The organism is Neoroseomonas eburnea (assembly GCF_018129005.1).
GTDB lineage: Bacteria > Pseudomonadota > Alphaproteobacteria > Acetobacterales > Acetobacteraceae > Neoroseomonas > Neoroseomonas eburnea.
On the sequence record NZ_JAAEDL010000002.1, the window covers coordinates 254,033 to 272,938 of the forward strand.

General features: G+C 70.4%; 17 protein-coding genes. 9 read left to right on the forward strand and 8 right to left on the reverse strand.

Annotated elements, in window-relative coordinates; translation table 11 throughout:
• The first annotated feature begins 160 nt into the window (after window positions 1-160).
• The 3 genes from GXW74_RS03555 to GXW74_RS03565 are packed head-to-tail and all read left to right on the forward strand — an operon-like array spanning window position 161 to window position 3,192.
• The gene (locus GXW74_RS03555; protein WP_211844899.1) at window positions 161-1,135 is read left to right on the forward strand and encodes a Bug family tripartite tricarboxylate transporter substrate binding protein; all 975 of its coding nucleotides are present in this window, start codon (window positions 161-163) and stop codon (window positions 1,133-1,135) included.
• Window positions 1,136-2,287, forward strand: a complete 1,152-nt coding sequence (locus GXW74_RS03560) for a mandelate racemase/muconate lactonizing enzyme family protein (RefSeq protein WP_211844900.1) — start codon at window positions 1,136-1,138, stop codon at window positions 2,285-2,287.
• Entirely contained in the window at window positions 2,287-3,192 is a 906-nt protein-coding gene (locus GXW74_RS03565) for an EamA family transporter (RefSeq protein ID WP_211844901.1), read from the forward strand. The genes GXW74_RS03560 and GXW74_RS03565 overlap by 1 nt, the downstream gene beginning before the upstream one ends.
• Before the next feature lie 35 nt (window positions 3,193-3,227).
• On the opposite strand, the gene GXW74_RS03570 is transcribed toward GXW74_RS03565, so the two are convergent.
• The 4 genes from GXW74_RS03570 to GXW74_RS03585 form a co-directional block, all read right to left on the reverse strand.
• A complete protein-coding gene (locus GXW74_RS03570; RefSeq protein WP_211844902.1) occupies window positions 3,228-3,554 on the reverse strand; it encodes an NIPSNAP family protein in 327 nt (108 codons plus the stop codon).
• 207 nt (window positions 3,555-3,761) lie between these two features.
• On the reverse strand, window positions 3,762-5,375 hold the full coding sequence (locus GXW74_RS03575) for an ABC transporter substrate-binding protein (protein ID WP_211844903.1): 1,614 nt from the start codon (window positions 5,373-5,375) through the stop codon (window positions 3,762-3,764).
• Window positions 5,376-5,451: 76 nt separating this feature from the next.
• Complete coding sequence (locus tag GXW74_RS03580; protein ID WP_211844904.1) at window positions 5,452-7,065, reverse strand: ABC transporter substrate-binding protein; 1,614 nt, start codon at window positions 7,063-7,065, stop codon at window positions 5,452-5,454.
• A gap of 81 nt (window positions 7,066-7,146) precedes the next feature.
• The gene (locus tag GXW74_RS03585) at window positions 7,147-8,118 is read right to left on the reverse strand and encodes a Bug family tripartite tricarboxylate transporter substrate binding protein (protein WP_338148123.1); all 972 of its coding nucleotides are present in this window, start codon (window positions 8,116-8,118) and stop codon (window positions 7,147-7,149) included.
• 148 nt (window positions 8,119-8,266) lie between these two features.
• Here GXW74_RS03585 and phnC point away from each other — a divergent pair, with 148 nt between their 5' ends.
• From phnC to phnE (GXW74_RS03605), 4 genes are read left to right on the forward strand one after another with little or no spacing between them, the layout of a single operon-like run.
• Window positions 8,267-9,067, forward strand: a complete 801-nt coding sequence (gene phnC, locus GXW74_RS03590; RefSeq protein WP_211844905.1) for a phosphonate ABC transporter ATP-binding protein — start codon at window positions 8,267-8,269, stop codon at window positions 9,065-9,067.
• Window positions 9,068-9,086: 19 nt separating this feature from the next.
• Window positions 9,087-10,082 carry a phosphate/phosphite/phosphonate ABC transporter substrate-binding protein gene (gene phnD / locus GXW74_RS03595; RefSeq protein WP_211844906.1) on the forward strand — a complete coding sequence of 332 codons (996 nt, stop codon included), beginning with the start codon at window positions 9,087-9,089 and terminating at the stop codon, window positions 10,080-10,082.
• Window positions 10,079-10,981: a phosphonate ABC transporter, permease protein PhnE gene (gene phnE / locus GXW74_RS03600; protein WP_211844907.1), complete on the forward strand. Its 903-nt coding sequence runs from the start codon at window positions 10,079-10,081 to the stop codon at window positions 10,979-10,981. Before phnD ends, phnE (GXW74_RS03600) begins: the two co-directional genes overlap by 4 nt.
• On the forward strand, window positions 10,978-11,814 hold the full coding sequence (gene phnE / locus GXW74_RS03605) for a phosphonate ABC transporter, permease protein PhnE (protein WP_211844908.1): 837 nt from the start codon (window positions 10,978-10,980) through the stop codon (window positions 11,812-11,814). Before phnE (GXW74_RS03600) ends, phnE (GXW74_RS03605) begins: the two co-directional genes overlap by 4 nt.
• Before the next feature lie 205 nt (window positions 11,815-12,019).
• Here phnE (GXW74_RS03605) and GXW74_RS03610 read toward each other — a convergent pair whose 3' ends face one another.
• From GXW74_RS03610 to phaR, 3 genes are all read right to left on the reverse strand, one after another.
• Window positions 12,020-13,648, reverse strand: a complete 1,629-nt coding sequence (locus GXW74_RS03610) for an ABC transporter substrate-binding protein (RefSeq protein ID WP_211844909.1) — start codon at window positions 13,646-13,648, stop codon at window positions 12,020-12,022.
• A 204-nt stretch (window positions 13,649-13,852) separates the two neighbouring features.
• Entirely contained in the window at window positions 13,853-14,302 is a 450-nt protein-coding gene (locus GXW74_RS03615) for a helix-turn-helix domain-containing protein (protein WP_211844910.1), read from the reverse strand.
• An 87-nt stretch (window positions 14,303-14,389) separates the two neighbouring features.
• Window positions 14,390-15,007: a polyhydroxyalkanoate synthesis repressor PhaR gene (phaR, locus tag GXW74_RS03620; RefSeq protein WP_456306956.1), complete on the reverse strand. Its 618-nt coding sequence runs from the start codon at window positions 15,005-15,007 to the stop codon at window positions 14,390-14,392.
• 576 nt (window positions 15,008-15,583) lie between these two features.
• On the opposite strand from phaR, the gene GXW74_RS03625 reads away from it, so the two are divergent.
• Window positions 15,584-16,552 (forward strand): alpha/beta fold hydrolase, encoded by a 969-nt coding sequence (locus GXW74_RS03625; protein ID WP_338148124.1) that lies wholly within the window; start codon window positions 15,584-15,586, stop codon window positions 16,550-16,552.
• Window positions 16,553-16,610: 58 nt separating this feature from the next.
• Entirely contained in the window at window positions 16,611-17,783 is a 1,173-nt protein-coding gene (locus GXW74_RS03630; protein WP_211844913.1) for an acetyl-CoA C-acetyltransferase, read from the forward strand.
• Window positions 17,784-18,104: 321 nt separating this feature from the next.
• Here GXW74_RS03630 and GXW74_RS03635 read toward each other — a convergent pair whose 3' ends face one another.
• On the reverse strand, window positions 18,105-18,842 hold the full coding sequence (locus GXW74_RS03635; protein WP_211844914.1) for an oxygen-binding di-iron domain-containing protein: 738 nt from the start codon (window positions 18,840-18,842) through the stop codon (window positions 18,105-18,107).
• Window positions 18,843-18,906: the final 64 nt, after the last annotated feature.

The following is an 18,906-nucleotide window of genomic DNA, read 5'->3' on the forward strand; positions in this document are numbered from 1 at the left end:
GACGCCGCGACGCGCAGGAACGCGATCCACGGCAGCGGGGCCATGCCCGCGCAATCCGGCATGGCAGCCATGACCGCACAGGACCCTGGCGAGGGCCGCACCTGCCGTTGATGCCGGCGCGGCTTCGGGCCACGCTGCGGCGCCTCCGGAGGAGCCCGCCATGCACAACCGCCGCACCCTGATCGCGGCCGCGGCCGCCGCTTGCGCCATGCGACCCGCCTTCGCGCAGGCGCCCTGGCCAACGCGACCGGTGCGCCTCATCCTTCCCGACGCCGCCGGCGCCGGGAACGACACCACGGCGCGGCTGATCGCACCGCTGCTCGAAGCCAGCCTCGGCCAGCCCTTCGTCGTCGACAACCGCGCCGGCGCCGGCGGGCGCATCGGCGTGGAAGCAGCATTCCGTTCGGCGCCGGACGGCACCACCTTCCTGCTCGGCAATGCCGGCTCCAACGGCATCAACGCGGCGATCTACCGCGACCTGCCCTACGACCTCGCCACCGCCTTCGATCCCATCGCGCTGCTGGTGGTCGGGCCGAATGCGCTGATCGTGAATCCGCGCGCGCTGCCGGTGACAAGCGTGGCGGAGCTGATCGCCGCAGCGCGCGCACGGCCCGGCGGGCTGAACTACGCCTCGGCCGGCGTCGGCTCCTCCGCGCACATGAACATGGAGCTGTTCAAGAACCAGGCGGGGCTCGACATCATCCACGTGCCCTATCGCGGCGCCTCGGCCCTGGTGCAGGCGGTGGTCGCGGGGGAAGCGCCGCTCGCCTTCGCCAATCTGGTGAACGTCATGCCGCAGGTCCGCAGCGGGGAGGTGAAGCTGCTGGCCGTGAGCTCGCTGACCCGCATGGCGGAGCTGCCCGAGACACCGACCGTGCATGAGAGCGGGTTGCCGAACTTCGAGACCGTCGCCTGGAATGGGCTGTTGGCGCCCAAGGGCACGCCGGCGCCGATCCTCGACCGGCTGCATGCGGAGCTGGTGAAGCTGCGCGACAACACCGCGCTGCGGGACCGCATCCGGCTGATCGGCGGCACGCTGGTCGTCTCCTCCCCGGCCGAATTCCAGAGCCGCATCGAGCGCGACATCGCGCAGTGGAAGCGCCTGGCCCAGGCCGCGAACATCACGGCGCAGTAGATGAAGATCGCATCGGTCGAATTCCTTGGCGTCAACGTCACGCCCAAGACCAACTGGTCCTTCCTGCTGGTGCGCACGGAGTGCGGCCGCACCGGCACGGGCGAGTGCACGCTCGCCAACCAGGAAGCGTTGCTGGAAGCGGAGGCGGCGCGGCTCGCCGCGAACCTCGTCGGCGAGGATGCCCGCCTGCGCAACCGGATCGCGCGGCTGATCCCGCATGCGCCGGGCGGGCTGGTCGCACACGCGGTGCTCTCGGCCTTCGAACAGGCGCTGTGGGACCTGGCGGGGCAGGAGGCCGGGCGGCCGGTCCATGCGCTGCTCGGCGGCGCGCTGCGCGATGCGGTGCCGCTCTACGCCAACATCAACCGCGGCGCGAACCCGCGCACGCCGGAAGGCTTCGCCGCCGCGGCGCAACGCGCGGTGGCGGAGGGCTTCCGCGCCGTGAAGCTCGCGCCCTTCGAGCCCTTCGTGTGGGAGGACGCCGCCGATGCTGCCCTGCGCGCCGCCTATGCCGAAGGCCTCGCCCGCATCGCCGCGGTGCGCGACGCGGTCGGGCGCGACATCGACATCATGGTCGATGCGCATTGGCGCTTCTCCCCCGGCGGTGCCGCGCGGCTGGTGCAGGACGTCGCACCGCTCGCGCTGTTCTGGCTGGAATGCCCGGTCAGCGAGGCCAACCACGCCGGGATCCGTCGCCTGCGCTCCATGGCCAATGACCGCGGCATGCGGCTGGCGGGCGCGGAGACGCTTGCCGGCCTCGGCGCCTACCGCAGCATCATCGAGGCAGGCTGCTACGACGTGCTGATGCCCGACATCAAATACGCCGGCGGGCATGAGGAGATCCGCCGCATCGCCGCCCTCGCCCAGACCGCCGGGGTGGAGATCGCGCCGCACAACCCGACGGGCCCGGTCTGCCACGCACATTCCGTGCATCTCTGCGCGACCATCCCGAACCTGCTGCCGCTCGAGGTGCAGTTCGGCGAGACCGACCGCTTCTTCACCCTGGTCACCGGCCACGACCTGCGCTTCGCGCGCGGCAGGGCGACGCTGACGGCGGCGCCCGGCCTCGGCAACGCGCTGGAGGAAGCCGCCGCGCGGCTGACGCCCTGGCAGCCCATGCCGCAGCCCTGGCTCGACCCGAGGCTTGGCTGATGCCGATCTGGGTCGGGGCGACTCTCCTCGCCGGACTGTTCCAGACCTGGCGCACGGCGCTGCAGCAGAAGCTGCGCGGGCAGCTTTCGGTCAATGCGGCCGCGGTGGTGCGCTACCTCTACGGCGTGCCGGTCGGCATGCTGCTGGTCACGCTCTATCTGACACTGTTCGGCGGGGCGCTGTCCTCGCCATCCTGGATCTATGCGCTCTACTGCGCGCTCGGCGGCTTCGGGCAGATCATCGGCACCAACCTGCTGATCATGTCCTTCGGCCATCGCGGCTTCGCGGTCGGCACCGCCTATTCCAAGACGGAGGCGGTGCAGGCGGCGTTCATCGCGCTGATCTTCCTGGGCGAATCCTTCGCGCCGCTCGCCTGGCTCGGCATCGCCGTGTCGGTGGGCGGGACGCTGTATCTCTCGCTGGCCGGGCGCGTGTCGTCCTTCCGCGAGGTGCTCGCCGCCACGGTACAGCCGGCGGCGATCTACGGCCTCGGCGCGGGCCTTGCGTTCGCGCTCTGCGCGCTCGCGATCCGTGCGGCGACGCAGACGCTGGACGGGCCGGATGCGACGCTGCGCGCGCTGGAAACCCTCGTCGTCATCAACCTGATGCAGACTGCGATGCAGGGTGGCTGGCTGCTGGCGACGGAGCGGTCCTCGATCCCCGCCCTGTTCCGTACCTGGCGGTCCTCGGCACAGGTCGGCGCGCTCTCAGCGATGGGATCGGCCTGCTGGTTCACCGGCTTCGCCTACGCGCCGGTCGCGCTGGTGCGCGCGGTGGGGCAGGTCGAGATCCTGTTCACGCTGCTGTTCAGCCGCTTCTTCCTGAAGGAGAGGATGAGGCGCAGCGACGTGATCGGGGCGCTGGCGGTGGTGGCCGGGGTCGTGCTGGTGCTGGTCGGAAGGTGAAGGTCGGGGGAGGAGTTCCCTTCTCCCCCCGCCTTTCACCTCTTCAACGCCGCAAAGAACGGCGCCGGCTTCACGATGCGGTTCTCCATCTTGATGAGGATCCCCCGCTTCGCGACTTCCGCCAGGTACGCGCCCCAGCCCGGGTCCGCGGCCATCGCGGCGCGGCGCCGCTCACGGTCCGCCTGGTCCTCGTAGCCCCACATGTGGACGATGGTGTTCAGCGAGCCCTCGATGGTGGTGTACCAGCCGACGCAGTTGCCGAGGTGCTTCTGCTGCAAAGGCCAGCCCATCTTCTCGTAGAGCTCGACGAATTCCGCCACGCGGTTCGGCAGGCAGGTGTAGATGCGCAGGTCGACGATCATCGGCGGTGTCTCCTCTGAGGATGTGCGGAGGATGTCCCGCTCTGCACCTCAGGGGAAGGAGGCCGATCCCACCTCACCCATCTGCACATGCGGCCCGCGGCACAGCCTCGGGCCGGGGGCGCGACGCGCGACCGCGTACTCCGCGCGGGCGCACCGACCGATGGCGCCTATGCCAGGCGCCCGGATGCGTGCGCCGGCGCCAAGGGCCTACTGAAGATTCACCGGCACCAGGTCCTGGAACCAGGACTGCACCGAGGTGAAGCCGGTCACCCGCCGGCTCATCGCGCGCGGGTTCAGGTCGTGCACGATGAAGAGCCAGGGCGGGTTGTCCACCACGCGCGCATGCGCCTCGGCGTAGGCGGCTGCCGCCTCGGCCGGGGTGCGCGCGACCTCGAGCCTCGAGAAGGCCGCCTCGAAGGCGTCGTCGCTGAAGCCCGCCCAGTTGAAGCCGTTGGGCGGGGCGAAGGCGCGCAGGAAGTACCGCGCCATCACCGAAGGGTCGGAGGACGGCGAGGACGGATTCAGCGACTGCACATTCGCCACCACCGGCGAATTAGCCGCGCTGCGCGTCGCCACCAGCAGGTTCGACCAGTCCGTCACTTCGAAATCGACCTGCACGCCGCAGGCCTCCCGGAGGTTCTGCTGAAGATACTCGTTCATCGGCAGCGGCAGCATCTGGCCGGAGCCGGAGGTCGAGATCATCACCCGGAAGCGCAGCGGCCGCTGCGCATTGAATCCGGCCTCGGCCAGCAGGGCGCGTCCGCGCGCCGCGTCGAAGCCGTAGCGGTTCTGCGGGCTGCCGAAGGCCGGATCGGTGGGCTTCAGCCAACCGACCGAAGGTTCCGCCGTGCCGTTCAGCAACTGCACCAACCCGTCGCGATCGACGCAATAGTTCAGCCCCTGCCGCACGCGCACGTCGCGGAAGGGCGTGTTCTCCCCGTTCATCTGGAAGAACCATGGCCAGACATGCGGGTAGGAGCCGGTGGTCACGTTGAAGCCTGCCGCGCGCAGGGAGGGGATGGCATCGGGCGGCGGCACCTCGATCCAGTCCACCTGGCCCGAGCGCAGCGCGGCGAGGCGCGTATTCGCCTCCGGCATCGGCAGCAGCAGGATGCGGTCGAGCCGCGCGCGGCGGCCCGTGTCCCAATAGCCGTCATGGCGGGACAGCTCCGCCGATTGCCTCGGCACGAAGCGGGACAGCCGGAACGGCCCGGTGCCGGCCGGCGGCAGCGCGGCGACGCGCCCCCAGTCCCGGCCCGCCGTCTCCCAGGACTGCGGCGAGGTCATCAGCAGATAGACGACCATGTAGGGGAAGTAGGAGGCGACGCGCGTCGTCGTCATCTCCACCGTCATGTCGTCGATCTTGCGGTAGGCGCCGAGGATGGTGACGCGCGCGCGGGAGATGCCGCTGCCGCCCGGCTCGAACTGCGGTGCCTCGTTGCGGAAGTAGCGATCGAGGTTCCAGATGACCGCATCCGCGTTGAACGGCGTGCCGTCGTGGAAGGTCACGCCGCGGCGGAGGTGGAACCGCCAGACCTTCGGGTCGCTGGGGTCCTGTTCCCAGCGTTCGGCGAGCCCCGGCCGCAAGCCCGCGGGCTTCGAGGCATCCGAGAGGTCCCAGAGCGTCAGCGCCTCGAAGATCGGATAGCCGAGGAAGCGCATGCCTTCGAAGCCGTTGTTCGGCATGCCCGTGGTGGTGGGCACGTCCGAGGCGGTCATGGCGATGCGCAAGGTACGCGGCTGCTGCGCCAGCGCGGTGCTGGAGGCGGCCATCATCGCCGCGCCCAGCAGATAGGCGGAAAGCCGCCGGAAGCTGCTCATTTCTCGATCTCCCCGTGACGGGGGCGGGCCTCGCACGGCCGCCCTCGCCACGGGGCGAGCAAGAACCGCGCCGGGCCTACTGCACCTCGACCGTCGTCAGGTCCTGGAACCAGGACTGGGCGGAGGTGAAGCCGCGCACCCGCCGGCTCATCGCTCGCGGGTTGAGGTCATGCACGATCCACAGCCAGGGCGCGCCATCCACCAGCCGCTCATGCGCCGTACGCGTGAGTTGCAGGATGCGCGCCGGGTCGGTCGCGGTCTCGAGCTCGGTCATCGCCGCGTCGAACTGCGCATCGCGCCAATGGCCGGAATTCGACCCGCGCGGGGAGAAGTTCGATGACAGGAACCACCGCGCCATCTGCGACGGGTCCGAGGAGACCAGCGAGACATTCGCCGCATCCGCGCCCAGCCATTGCGGCTGGTCCGGCGCGACGCGCTGGGACCCGAGCAGCGTGTTCCACTCCACCACCTCGAAGGAGACGTCGACGCCGCAATTCTCCTTCATCGACTGCTGGAGGAACTCGTTCATCGGCAACGGCAGCATCTGGCCGGAACCGGAGGGCGAGATGGCGATCTTGACGCGCAGCGGATTCTGCGCGGTGAAGCCCGCCTCGGCCAGCAGGGCGCGGCCGCGCGCCGGGTCCAGGCGATAGCGGTTCTGCGGGCTGCCGAAGCGCGGATCATTCGCATTGAAGAAGCCGACGGAAGGTTCCGCCGTGCCGTTCAGCATCGCGACCATGCCGTCACGGTCGAAGCAATAGTTGAGCCCCTGCCGCACGCGCGCATCGGCAACCGGGCTCGAGGCGCGGCCCACGGCGAAGACCCACGGCCAGACATGCGGGTAGGAATTCGTCACCACGTTGAAGCCGGCCTGGCGCAGCGACTGAATCGCATCGGGCGGCGGCACCTCGATCCAGTCCACCTGGCCGGAACGCAGCGCGGCGAGGCGCGTCGTCGCCTCCGGCATCGGCAGCAGCACCACGCGATCGAGGCGCGGCCGGCGCGATTCCTGCCAGTACTCGGCATTGCGCCCGAGCTCGGCCGATTGCCGCGGCACGAAGCGCGTCAGCCGGAACGGCCCGGTGCCCGCCGGCGGCAACGCCGCGACGCGCGGCCATTCGCGCCCGCCCTGCTCGAAGGAGTTGGGCGAGGTCATCAGGACCAGCGTCATCAGATATGGCCAGTAGGACACCGGCCGCGTCGTCTCGATCTCGACGGTGAATTCGTCGATCTTCCGGTAGGCCGCCAGCACCGGGATGCGGCCGCGCGTGATGGCGCTGCCGGTCGGGTCGAATTGCGGGCTGTCGTTGCGGAAGAAGCGGTCGAAGTTCCAGATCACCGCATCGGCGTTGAACGCGGTGCCGTCATGGAACTTCACGCCGCGGCGCAGGTGGAAGCGCCACAGCTTCGGGTTGGCGGAATCCTGCTCCCAGCGTTCGGCGAGGCCGTCGCGGATATCCGCCGGACGATCGGCGCGCGAGAGATCCCACTGCACCAGCGGCTCGAAGATCGGGTAGCCGAGGAAGCGCATGCCCTCGTAGCCGTTGTTCGGCATGCCGGACGTGGTGGGCACATCGGCGGCGGTCATGGCGATGCGCAGCGTGCGCGGCTGCTGCGCCTGCGCGGCGGCGGACGCGGCGAACAGCGCCGCGCCCAGGGCATAGGCGGAAAGCCGCCCGAACCTGCTCATTTCGCAGTCTCCCAGATACGCAGGGCGGCAGGACGCCGCCCGTCACGATCGGAAACTGCAAGAGGCGGGCCACCGCCGCGCTCACTCCGGCCGGATGTTCTGCTCGCGGATGAGTCGGCCCCACATCTCGGTCTCCTCCGCCAGCATGCGGCGCAGCGCCTCCGCATCGCCGGGAGTGAGCGCCACGCCCTGTTCCGCCATGCGCGCGACAAGCACGGGATCGGTGGTCGCGTCACGCAACGCGGCGCCGGCGCGCGCGACGATCGCCGCCGGCAGGCCCGCGGGGCCGAACAACCCCTGCCAGAACACACCGTCGAAATCCGGCAGCGCGGCAGCGACCGGCGGCAGTTCCGGCAGCACCGTCATGCGGTCCTTCGACGACACCGCGAGTCCGCGGGTCGCACCTTCGCGCAGCGCCGGCAGTGCTTCCTGCGCCGCGCTGAACATCGCCTGGATGCGGTTGGTGCGCAGGTCGATCAGCGCCGCCGCACCGCCGCGATAGGGCACGTGCACCGCATCGATCCCCGCGCGGGCGCGGAACAGCTCGAAGCACAGGTGGTTCACCGCGCCCGTGCCGGATGAACCGAAATTCAGCTTGCCGGGATTCGCCTTGGCATAGGCGATCAGCTCCGCCGTGCTGCGCACCGGCAGGGAGGGATGCACATGCAGCACGAAGGCGGTGCGGAACACGGTGCCGATCGGCGTCAGCTCGCTGCGCGGATCCTTCGGCGTCAGGTTCGGCTGCAGCGCCGGGTTGATGGCGAGCGTGGAGGTGCCCATCAGCAGCGTGTAGCCATCCGGGCGCGCCTGCGCGGCCGCGCTGTTCGCCACCGCGGTCGCGGCGCCGGGGCGGTTCTCCACCACCAGGCTCTGGCCGAGCGTGCGGCCCATGCGCTCGCACACCGCGCGGGCGCCGAAATCGGTCACCCCGCCAGGCGGGTAGCCGAGCAGCACGGTGACGGCGCGGTTCGGCCAGGTGTCCTGCGCGGCGGCGCCGCGCGCCAGGGCGGGCAGCGCGAAAGGGGCCGCAAGCAGCGGGCGACGAGCGATCACGGTCGTTCCTCCAAAGGTTTCTTGCCGGCCATGGTGCCGCCTGCCCCGCCCTACGACAACCGGCGCCGCAACCGTCCTGTCATGCGTGTGTCATCGGGGAGTCACGCCCCGCTGCTACTGCGCCGCAGCACGGAGAGGCCCTGGAACCATGCTGGAAATCGAAGGTCTGACGCGCCGCTTCGGCGCCAAGACAGCCGTGGACGGCGTGAGCCTGCGCGTTCCCGCCGGCCAGATGGTCGGCGTCATCGGCCGCTCCGGCGCCGGCAAGTCCACCATGCTGCGCATGCTGAACCGGCTGACCGACCCTTCCGAGGGCCGCATCCGCTTCGAGGGCACCGACGTCACCGCGCTGCGCGGCCGGGCGCTGCGCGACTGGCGCATGCGCTGCGCGATGATCTTCCAGCAGTTCAACCTGGTGCAGCGGCTCGACGTGCTGACCAACGTGCTGGTCGGGCGGCTGAACCGGCGGCCGATGATCACCTCCCTGCTGCGCATGTTCACGGCGGAGGAGCGCGCCATGGCGCTCGCCGCGCTCGACCGCTTCGACCTGGCGGAGACCGCGCTGCAGCGTGCCGACACGCTCTCCGGCGGGCAGCAGCAGCGCGTCGCCATCGCGCGTGCGCTGTTGCAGGAACCGCGCATCATCCTGGCCGACGAGCCGATCGCCAGCCTCGACCCGCGCAATTCCCGCATCGTCATGGACGCGCTGCGCGGCGTGAACCGCGAGGGCATCACCGTGCTGGTCAACCTGCACGACCTCGCCACCGCGCGCGACTACTGCGACCGCATCGTCGCGCTGAACGCGGGCCGGCTGGTGTTCGATGGCCCGCCCGAGGAACTGACCGCCAAGCGCATCCGCGAAGTCTACGGCGTGAGCGAGGAAGAGTTCGCCGAGCAGGCCGCCGAGGCCGTCGGCGCCACGGCCCGCCACGTCGCCGTTCCCGCCTGATCACCCAGGAGAACCGCCCATGATCACCCGCCGTACCCTCGCCGGCGTCGCCGCCGGCGTGCTGCTCGCGCCCGGCTTCGCCATCGCGCAGCAGCAGATGCGCCGCACCCTCGACGCGAACACCGCCATGCCGGAAGCCGGCCGCCGCCCGTGGGCGGAGCAGGTGCCGCAGCTCCGCGTCGGCCTGCTCGGCGGCGAGAACGAGGCCGATCGCCTCGGCCGCTTCGGCGCCTATCGCGAGCTGCTCGAGCGCACCTTCGGCGTGCCGACGCGGCTCTTCCCCGCCTCCGACTACGCGGGCGTGCTGCAGGCCTTCTCCGCCGGGCAGATCGAGATCGCCAGCATGGGCGCCTCCGGCTATGCCGGCGCCTGGCTCGACACCAATGGCGGCGTCGAGCCGCTGGTGGTCGCCGAGGAGAATGACGGCTCCATCGCCTATGTCGCCGTGCTCGTCGTGCGCGCGGATAGCGGCATCACGAACCTCGAGCAGATGCGCGGCAAGTCGCTTGCCTGGGCCGACCCGAACTCCACCTCCGGCTACCTGATCCCGCGCTTCGCGCTGCGCCGCGCCGGCATCGGTGTGGAGAGCGGCCAGTACTTCTCCCGCACCGGCTTCGCCGGCGGGCATGAGCAGGGCGTCGTTGCCGTGCTGCAGCGCCAGTACGACGGCGCGGTGACCTGGGCCTCGGGCCAGGGCGACGTCGCGCAGGGCTATTCGCGCGGCAACCTGCGCGCGATGGTCGACAAGGGCATGCTGAACATGGCCGACCTCCGCGTGATCTGGACCTCCGACCCGATCCCGAACGGCCCGCTCACCACCCGCACCGCGCTGCCGGCGGCGTTCAAGGAGGACATCAAGCGCTTCCACCTGGCGCTGCCGAAGGCGCATCCGGCGATCTACCGCGAGATCGAGCGCGGCGGCGGCACCGGCTACCGCGAGGTCACGCACCAGACCTTCGACCTGATCGTCGAGCTGCGGCGCGAGGAAGCCGCCGCGCGCCGCCGGCGTTCGTGAGCGCGGCCTACTCCACCGGCCTCCCCGCGGTGATCCGCGGGGAGGAAGCCTACCGCGCCGCGCAGCGCCAGAAGCGTGTGCAGGCGGCGCTCGGCGCCGCGATCCTGCTCGCCTGCCTGCTCGCCGCCGCCTGGGTCAGCGAGGCGCATCCCGCCACCCTCTGGGCCGGGCTGCCGCGCATCGGCGAGTATTTTTCCCGCATCCTGCCCGACCTGCGCTGGGCTTCGCTGTTCGCGGATGCCGAGACCGAGGGCTCCATCGCCTTCTGGCTCTACCGCCTGCCCGAATGGGCCTGGCTGATCTTCGAGACCGCCAACATGGCGGCGCTGGCGACGCTGATGGGCTCGGCGGCCGCGCTGCTGCTGTCCTTTCCGGCGGCGCGCAACATCGCGCCCTCGCCACTGGCCTTCCATCTTGCACGCCGCACGCTGGAGGCGCTGCGCACCGTCCCCGAGATCGTCTACGCGCTGATCTTCGTCTGGGCCTTCGGCGTCGGGCCGCTCGCCGGCATCCTCGCCATCGCGCTGCACAGCGCCGGCGCCAACGGCAAGCTGTTCGCCGAAGCCATCGAGAACGCCGACCTCAAGCCATGGGAGGCAGTGCGCGCCGCCGGCGGGTCCTGGGGGCATGGCTGCCGCTTCGCCGTGCTGCCGCAGGTGCTGCCGAACTTCCTCTCCTACCTGCTGCTGCGCTTCGAGGTGAACATCCGCTCCGCCAGCGTCATCGGCTTCGTCGGCGCGGGCGGCATCGGGGAGGAGCTCTACAAGGTGATCTCCTTCAACTACTATGAGGAGATCAGCGCCATCGTCCTGCTGGTCATCCTCACCGTCGCCTGCGTCGACCTGCTCTCGGAACGCCTGCGCCACGCCGCCATCGGGCGACTGGAGGCGGCACGATGACCGGGCGCGCGAATGTCGCGATGTGGCGCGAACGCATGCCCGCGGCCTTCGGGGACAGCCCTGTGCGGCGCGCGCTCCGCGCGACAGGCTGGGCGCTGTTCCTCGCCTGGCTGCTCGGCGCGCTATGGTGGTTCGGCTTCACGCCGCAGCGGCTGTGGAACGGGCTGTCGGGCCTCGGCACCATCATCGTGCTGATGATCCCGCCCTCGCCGGGCGAGCTGTGGGTGGAGATCCTGAAGGGCATGGCGGAGAGCGTCGCCATGGCCTTCCTCGGCACCTGCATGGCGGCGATCGTCGCGGTGCCGCTCGGCTTCCTCGGCGCCCGCAACATCGTCACCAGCCTGCTGTTCCGCTTCTCGCTGCGCCGCCTGCTGGACGGGTTCCGCGGCGTGGACCAGCTCATCTGGGCGCTCGCCTATGTGCGCGCGGTCGGCCTCGGGCCGCTGGCGGGCGTGCTGGCGATCTTCACCGCGGACATCGCCGTGCTGGCGAAGCTCTACGCCGAAGCGATCGAGAATGCGGAGAAGAAGCAGGCCGAAGGCGTGGTCGCTGCCGGCGGCGGGCGGCTTTCCGCCATCCGCTTCGGCATCCTGCCGCAGGTCGCGCCGGTGATGCTGGCGCAGGCGCTGTACTTCTTCGAGAGCAACACGCGCTCGGCCGCCATCCTCGGCGTTGTCGGCGCGGGCGGGATCGGGCTGCAGATCGCGGAACGCATCCGCGTGCGGCATTGGGACGAGGTGGCGTTCATCATCCTGCTGATGATCGCGACGGTCGCGGCGATCGACTTCGTGTCGGGACGCATCCGGCGGCGGCTGATCGGGGAGCGAGGGTAGCGACCGGGGAGGGCTCTGCCCTCCCCGAACCCCTCCCGCCGAGGGCTTAAGGCCCTCGGAACCCTCAAGTCTTCCGGGAACTCCGGGCAAGCCTGGCGCGCCATGCCCCTCCCGCACTCCCCGACCAAGTCCTGGTTTCCAAAGGCCTTTCGGCCTTTGGCGGGGTGAGGTCCAGAGAGGGGCGGCGCCCCTCTCCGGTGCATCCTCACCCACCCATGCCGATCGGCGTGAGGTCCTGGAACCACGACTGCGCCTGCACGAACCCCTGCACGCGCCGGTGCATCGCGCGCGGGTTCATGTCGTGCGCCACGAACAGGAACAGCGCGTCGTCCAGCACCTTGTCATGGAGCTGCTTCAGCAGCGCGTCCTGCGCCGCCGGGTCGAAGGTTTCGTACACCTGGTTGATGATCGCGTCGTAGGACGGATCGTTCAGGTAGCCCCAATTGTTCGCGGCCGGCGGCGTGAGGTCCGACTTCAGCAGCCGCACCATGGCCGTGAAGGGATCGAGCGCCGTGTAGGAGACGTTGATCGCATCGCAGCCGCGCACCGATGCCGCGCCCGCGCCTTCGCGCCAGGTGCCGAGCAGCGAGTTCCAGTCGAACACCTCGAAGGTGATCTCGATGCCGACTTCCTTGAGCTGCTGCTGCAGCGCCTCGTTCATCGCCAGCACCTGCATCTGGCCGGAGCCGGAAGAGGAGATGGCGACCTTGGTGCGCAGCGGCGTGCGCGGCGTGATGCCCGCTTCCGCCAGCAGGCGCCCCGCGCCGGCCTGGTCGTAGGTCAGGCGCGGGCTGCGCACCGGATTCCATGGCCCGCCGACCGGCACCAGGCCGCCGCCTTCCAGCATGGTGCCCGCCAGCATCTCCTTCATGCCGGTGCGGTCGATGGCGAGGTTGGCGCCCCGGCGCACACGCACGTCGCGCCAGGGCGAGCCCTCGCGCAGCGAGAGGTGCCAGGTCCAGTTGTGGCCGTACTGGTTGGTGACGATGTTGAACCCCGCCTGGCGCAGGGAGGGGATGGCATCGGGCGGCGGCGCCTCGATGAAGTCCACCTGGTTGGAGCGCAGCGCGGCGACGCGGGTATTCGCCTCCGGCAGCGGCAGCAGCGTCAGGCGCGCGACCTTGGGGATGCGCCGCTCCTCCCAGTAGTCGGGGTTGCGCACCAGGATGGCGCGCTCACGGATGCTGAAGGTCTCGAGCTTGAACGGCCCGGTGCCGACCGGCTGCTGCAGGAACTTGTCGTTGTCGCGCCCGGCGGCTTCCCAGGCGGCGCGGTGGGTGATGCCGGTCCAGGTCGCGCCATAGGGGACCAGGCTGTCCACCGTGCGCGTCTCGATGATGAAGGTGTTGGGCCCTTCGGCGTACCAGTTCACCAGGGTCGGCATGCGGCCGCGCACCTGGGCGGACCCGCGCGGGTCGAATTCCGGGGCGTCGTTCTTGAAGGCGCGGTTGTAGGAGAAGACCACGTCCTCGGCCGTCATGACCTTGCCGTCGTGGAACTTCACGCCCTCCCGCAGGGTGAAGATCCAGCGCTTCGGATTGTTCGGATCCACCCGCCAGGACGTGGCGAGGCCGGGGCGCAGCGGCGCCGGCCGGTCGCTCATGGACAGGTCCCACTGCACGAGCTGGTCGTAGATGGTGATGCCCATGAAGCGGTGCCCTTCGGCGCCCTGGTCGGGCATGCCGTTGGACAGCGGCACGGCAGAGGCGGTCATGCCGATGCGCAGATTGCCGCCCGGCGCCTGTGCCATGGCAAGGTCGTAGGGAAGTGCCGTGGCGAGGCCGAGGGCTGCGCCACCGCCAAGGAGGCGCCTGCGGCTGAGAGGGGGATTCATCGAGGACTCCGCTGACGGAAACACCGTCGCGGACCCTAGGACCGCCTGCACGGATTGTGTGCTCCGCGGCATGAATTGACGCGCAGTCGGGCGAAGATTTTCCATTTTGCACAGAAACCCTGCAGGTCCGGGACGGCAGGGCACGAAAAAGGCCGCCGGGCGTGAGCCGGGCGGCCTTGCCTGCCTCGCCGTCGGCGGTGCCGGCTATTCCTCGCGGTCGCGCTGCGCCGCCTGGGACTGCGCGGCCAGGGCGCGTGCCATCTGGCTCAACGCCTCCTGGTGCTTGTCGTTGTCGATCAGCGCGAAGTTGCGGGCGAGTTCAAGGAACATGCGCTGGCGCGGAGAAACCGGCTGAGCCTCCGCGCCCGGCTGGAGACCTTCGAAGAAGTAGGCAACCGGCACGTCGAGCACCTGCGCAATCTCGAACAGCCGTCCGGCGGAGATGCGGTTGAGCCCCCGCTCATACTTGTGCGCCTGCTGATAGGTCACACCGATCATCTTCGCGAGCTGCTGCTGCGACAGACCAAGCATGGTCCGCCGTTCTCGGATACGCGCCCCGACATGATGGTCGACCAAGCTCGCCCTTTGGGTCGATGCTTCGTCTTCACCGGCCGGATCGGCGCCGTGCGTGTGGGGGGTCGGGGACAGGATCATGGCGTCACCACCTAGACTACCGCGTCCGCGTGCACCAGCAAATCGGATTCTCTACCACCACGCGCATCACGACTGCGTTATGAAATCCTACGCCTTCGATGCCCCCCCGCGCAACTTCGTAAGTTCCTCCCGAAGCGAATCTATCTCCGCGCGAAGCGCCTCGACTTCCGCGCCCCCGGGGGCGACGCTGCCGTCCTCCCGCCGCCCAAAGGGCGCGAAGAGGCTCATGGCCCGCTCCATCATCGCGACATTCTGCTTGCCGAGTTCCTCGAGGTTCCCGAAGCCGGGCGGGAAGGGCATGAATCCGCCCATGGTCTGCTCCATGGTGCGACGCATCTGTTCCTGCTGCCGGCCGAAGGATGCCATGGCGAATTCGAGGTAGCGCGGGACCAGCCCCTGCAGATTGTCCCCGTAATAGCCGATGAGCTGGCGGAGAAAGGCGGTGGGCAGCAGGTTCTGGCCGCCCTTGCTTTCTTCCTCGACGATGATCTGCGTCAGGACGGAGCGCGTGATGTCGTCCCCCGTCTTGGCGTCGTAGACGACGAAATCCCGTCCCTCGCGCACCATCTTCGCGAGGTCGTCGAGCGTGACGTAGGATGACGCTTCTGTGTTGTAGAGTCGGCGGTTGGCGTATTTCTTCACCACCACGGGCGGCATCGCCGCCTCGTCGCCCTGCCCCGCCCCTGCGGCCTTGCTTCCTGTCATCGACATCCCGCCCTGCCCCGATCCCATTTTGATGATGCTAACACGCGCAATGCCGCACTGCGAAAGACGCAATCCGCACCGTTCCGTCCACGGCGCGCCGGGGCTATGGTCCGCCCCGGCGAGGAGCCCCGATGGAACACCCTGAGGATCTCGACAGCCTTGCGGAGGATTGGATCGCCCTGTGGCAGAGCGAGATCGCCGGACTGGCGGCCGATCCCGAACTCGCGGAGCAGTGGGCCGCCTGGGCTGCGCTTGGCGCTGCCTGGATGCGTGCGGCCACGGCCATGACGCCGCGCTACCGGGCCGATTCCCATGACCGCGCCGCTGCGCCGCCGGGGCCCCCGGCCCCTCCCCCTCCACCTGGGCCTGGCGGGCATGCGGGCTCTCGCCGCGACGAGCAGCCTGCCCGGGACGCCATGGCAGAGCGCCTTGCCGAGCTCGAACGCCGGCTGGCCGATCTCGAAGGCGGGCCGGAAGGAAAGGGAGAGAATCCTCGCCGCCCTCGCCGCCGCGGGCCACGGGCCTGACGTTTTCGGCGCCGCCGTCCTGACGCGGCTGGCCCGGGCGGACCGGGCGATGATCGCAGGACTCGCCGCCTATCGCCGGCATCCCTGGCAGCGCCAGGCGCCCGACCCGCCGGCGATCTGGGCCGAAGGCGGATCCCGCCTGCTCGACTTCGGCGGCGAGGGGCCGACGGTGCTGTTCGTGCCGTCCCTCGTGAACCGCGCCTATGTGCTGGATCTGACGCCGGCGCGCTCCTTCATGCGCTGGCTGCCGGGCCAGGGCTTCCGCACCCTCCTGCTCGACTGGGGCTGGCCGGCGGAGGCCGAGCGCGGCTTCACCCTGACCGACTACGTCGCCGGACGGCTGGAACGCGCGCTCGCGGCCGCGCCAGGGCCGGTCGTGCTCTCCGGCTACTGCATGGGGGGGCTGCTCGCGCTCGCCGCGGCGCTGCGCCGGCCCGACCGCGTGCGGGCGCTGGCGCTGCTCGCGACGCCCTGGGACTTCCACGCCGGGCCGGACGGGCCGCGGCGCGCCCGGACCGCCGCCGCCCTGCTGCCGGGCCTCGAAACCATGATGGAACCGACCGGCGCCCTGCCGGTGGACGCCATCCAGTCGCTGTTCGCGCTGCTCGACCCCTTCGGCATCGCGCAGAAGTTCCGCGCCTTCGCACGGCTCGACCCGGGCTCGGAACGCGCGGAACTGTTCGTCGCGCTGGAGGACTGGCTGAACGACGGCATCCCCCTGCCCGCCCCCGTCGCCCGGCAATGCCTCGCCGGTTGGTACGGGCGGAACGAGCCCGGCCGCCTGGCCTGGCGAGTCGCCGGCCAGGTGGTGGACCCGGCAGCCTGGGAGGGCCCCGCCTTCGCCGGCATCCCGGAACGCGACCGCATCGTGCCGCCGGCCTCAGCCCACGCCGCCGCCACCCGGCTGCGGCAGGGGGCCACGCATGTCGCGGCCGGGGGGCATATCGGCATGGTCGCCGGGACCGGGGCGGAAAGGGCGCTCTGGCAACCCTTCGCCGCATGGCTCCGGCGCTTGTAGCCACCCCCCGCCCGGGCGCATGCTGCGCCGCAATGCCCCCGAGGGAGAACAACCAGTCATGACCGAAATCGTCATCGCCTCCGCCGCCCGCACGCCGGTCGGTTCCTTCAACGGGGCCTTTGCCTCGCTGCCGGCCCATGCGCTCGGCACCGTCGCGATCAAGGCCGCGCTGGAGCGCGCCAAGGTCGAGGGCGGCGAGGTGGACGAGGTGATCCTCGGCCAGATCCTGGCCGCCGGCTCCGGACAGAACCCGGCGCGTCAGGCGTCGGTGAATGCCGGCATCCCGGTCGAGCACACCGCCTTCGGCATCAACCAGCTCTGCGGTTCCGGCCTGCGCGCCGTGGCCCTCGCGGCCCAGCAGATCGCCGCGGGCGACGCGAAGATCATGGTCGCCGGCGGGCAGGAGAGCATGACCCAGGCGCCGCACGCCCAGCAGCTCCGCGCCGGGCAGAAGATGGGCGACCTGCAGCTCATCGACACCATGCTGCGCGACGGGCTGATGGATGCCTTCCACGGCTACCACATGGGCAACACCGCCGAGAACGTGGCGCAGAAGTTCCAGATCACCCGCGAGCAGCAGGACGAGTTCGCCTTCAACAGCCAGCGCAAGGCGGGCGAGGCGATGAAGGCCAACCGCTTCGCGGACGAGATCGCGCCGGTGACGGTGAAGGGCCGCAAGGGCGACACCGTCGTCTCGAGCGACGAATACCCGAAGCCCGAGACGACGATGGAAGTGCTGCAGAAGCTGCGCGCGGCCTTCGCCAAGGACGGCACGGTGACGGCGGGCAACGCCTCCGGCATCAACGACGGCGCCGCGGCGGTGGTGGTGATGACGGCGGCGGAAGCGGCCAAGCGCGGCATCACGCCGATGGCGCGCATCGTCTCCTGGGCCACCGCCGGCGTCGATCCCTCCATCATGGGCACCGGGCCGATCCCGGCCTCGCGCAAGGCGCTGGCCAAGGCGGGCTGGAAGATCGACGACCTCGACCTGATCGAGGCGAACGAGGCCTTCGCTGCGCAGGCGCTGGCGGTGAACAAGGATCTCGGCTGGGATACTTCCAAGGTCAACGTGAACGGCGGTGCGATCGCGCTGGGGCACCCGATCGGCGCCTCCGGCGCACGCGTGCTGACGACGCTGCTGTTCGAGATGCAGAAGCGGGGCGCGAAGAAGGGCCTCGCGACGCTGTGCATCGGCGGCGGCATGGGCGTCGCCATGTGCCTCGAGCGGTGAGCTGAGGCGCGAGGGCCGGAGGGGCCTTGCCCCTCCGGGCCACCCCACCAAAGGCCGAAAGGCCTTTGGAAACCATCACTTGGCGTTGGGCAGGGCTGGAACTCCGCGGCGACGAAGGACGAGCCGCGCCGGAAGCCCGGGATTCCTCCCCGGGCGTCGTGCCCGTCGCGCGCTTCTCCGTGCCGGCGTGGCAGTCATGCCCAACACCAGGTATCGGCGGTCCAGGGTGCCCAGCACCCTGGCGGGGCTAGGCTCGGAGAGGGGCAGCGCCCCTCTCCGATCACCAGCGCCAAGACTTCGCGCGCACGGAGGCAGAGCCTCCTACGCGGCGGCCAGAAGCGCCCGCACCCGGTCATCATAATTGGCGGCCAGGCCCCGAAGCGCCGCCGCGCCGTCACCCGCGAAGGCCGGGCCGTGCATCAGCGCCAGGGTCCGCGGCGAGATCTCCGCTAGGCGGCGGATCGTCGCGCCCATGGACGGGTGCAGGCTGGAGAACCTGAACATGTCCTCCGCGGCGATGGCCGGCCCGACGATGTCGGACCCGGTCAGCGCGGGGCCATCCCCGACCTGTGTGAACAGATCCCCGCACATCAGCGTTCCCGACGCCTCCTCGTAGAGAACGCCCGCGTCCCAGCCATGGGGGATGTGCGGCGTGTCGATGTAGCGGACCCGCTTCCCACGGCCGAGGTCGATCACCTCCCCGTCCCGCAGCACCCGCGGCGCGCGGTCGGCCATGTCGTTCAGCGAGACCATGCAGCCGGTCTGCCCGTGCGCCACCTCGGCAAGTGGCGCCACGGCGAGCCATTCGTTCATCGCCCCGCACTCATCGGCCTCGTAGTGGCCGAAGGTGATCCAGCGCAGCTTCTCCACCGGCATCAGCCGGCCGAGCGCCTCGCGCAGCAGCGGGAACATGCGCCGCAGCCCGGTGTGGAAGAGCAGCGGCTCATCGCCGAGCACCAGGAAGTGGTTGAAGGTGAAGCCCGCCGGCGGGGCGATCGCGTCCACACGGACCGATAGCCGGTAGATGCCGTCGGCGATCTCATCGATGCGCGGTTCCATGGAGTTCTCTCCTTGACGGGTGCGAGCCTGGGGTAGTGGACCTCGGCATTTTTTGAGCGCACAC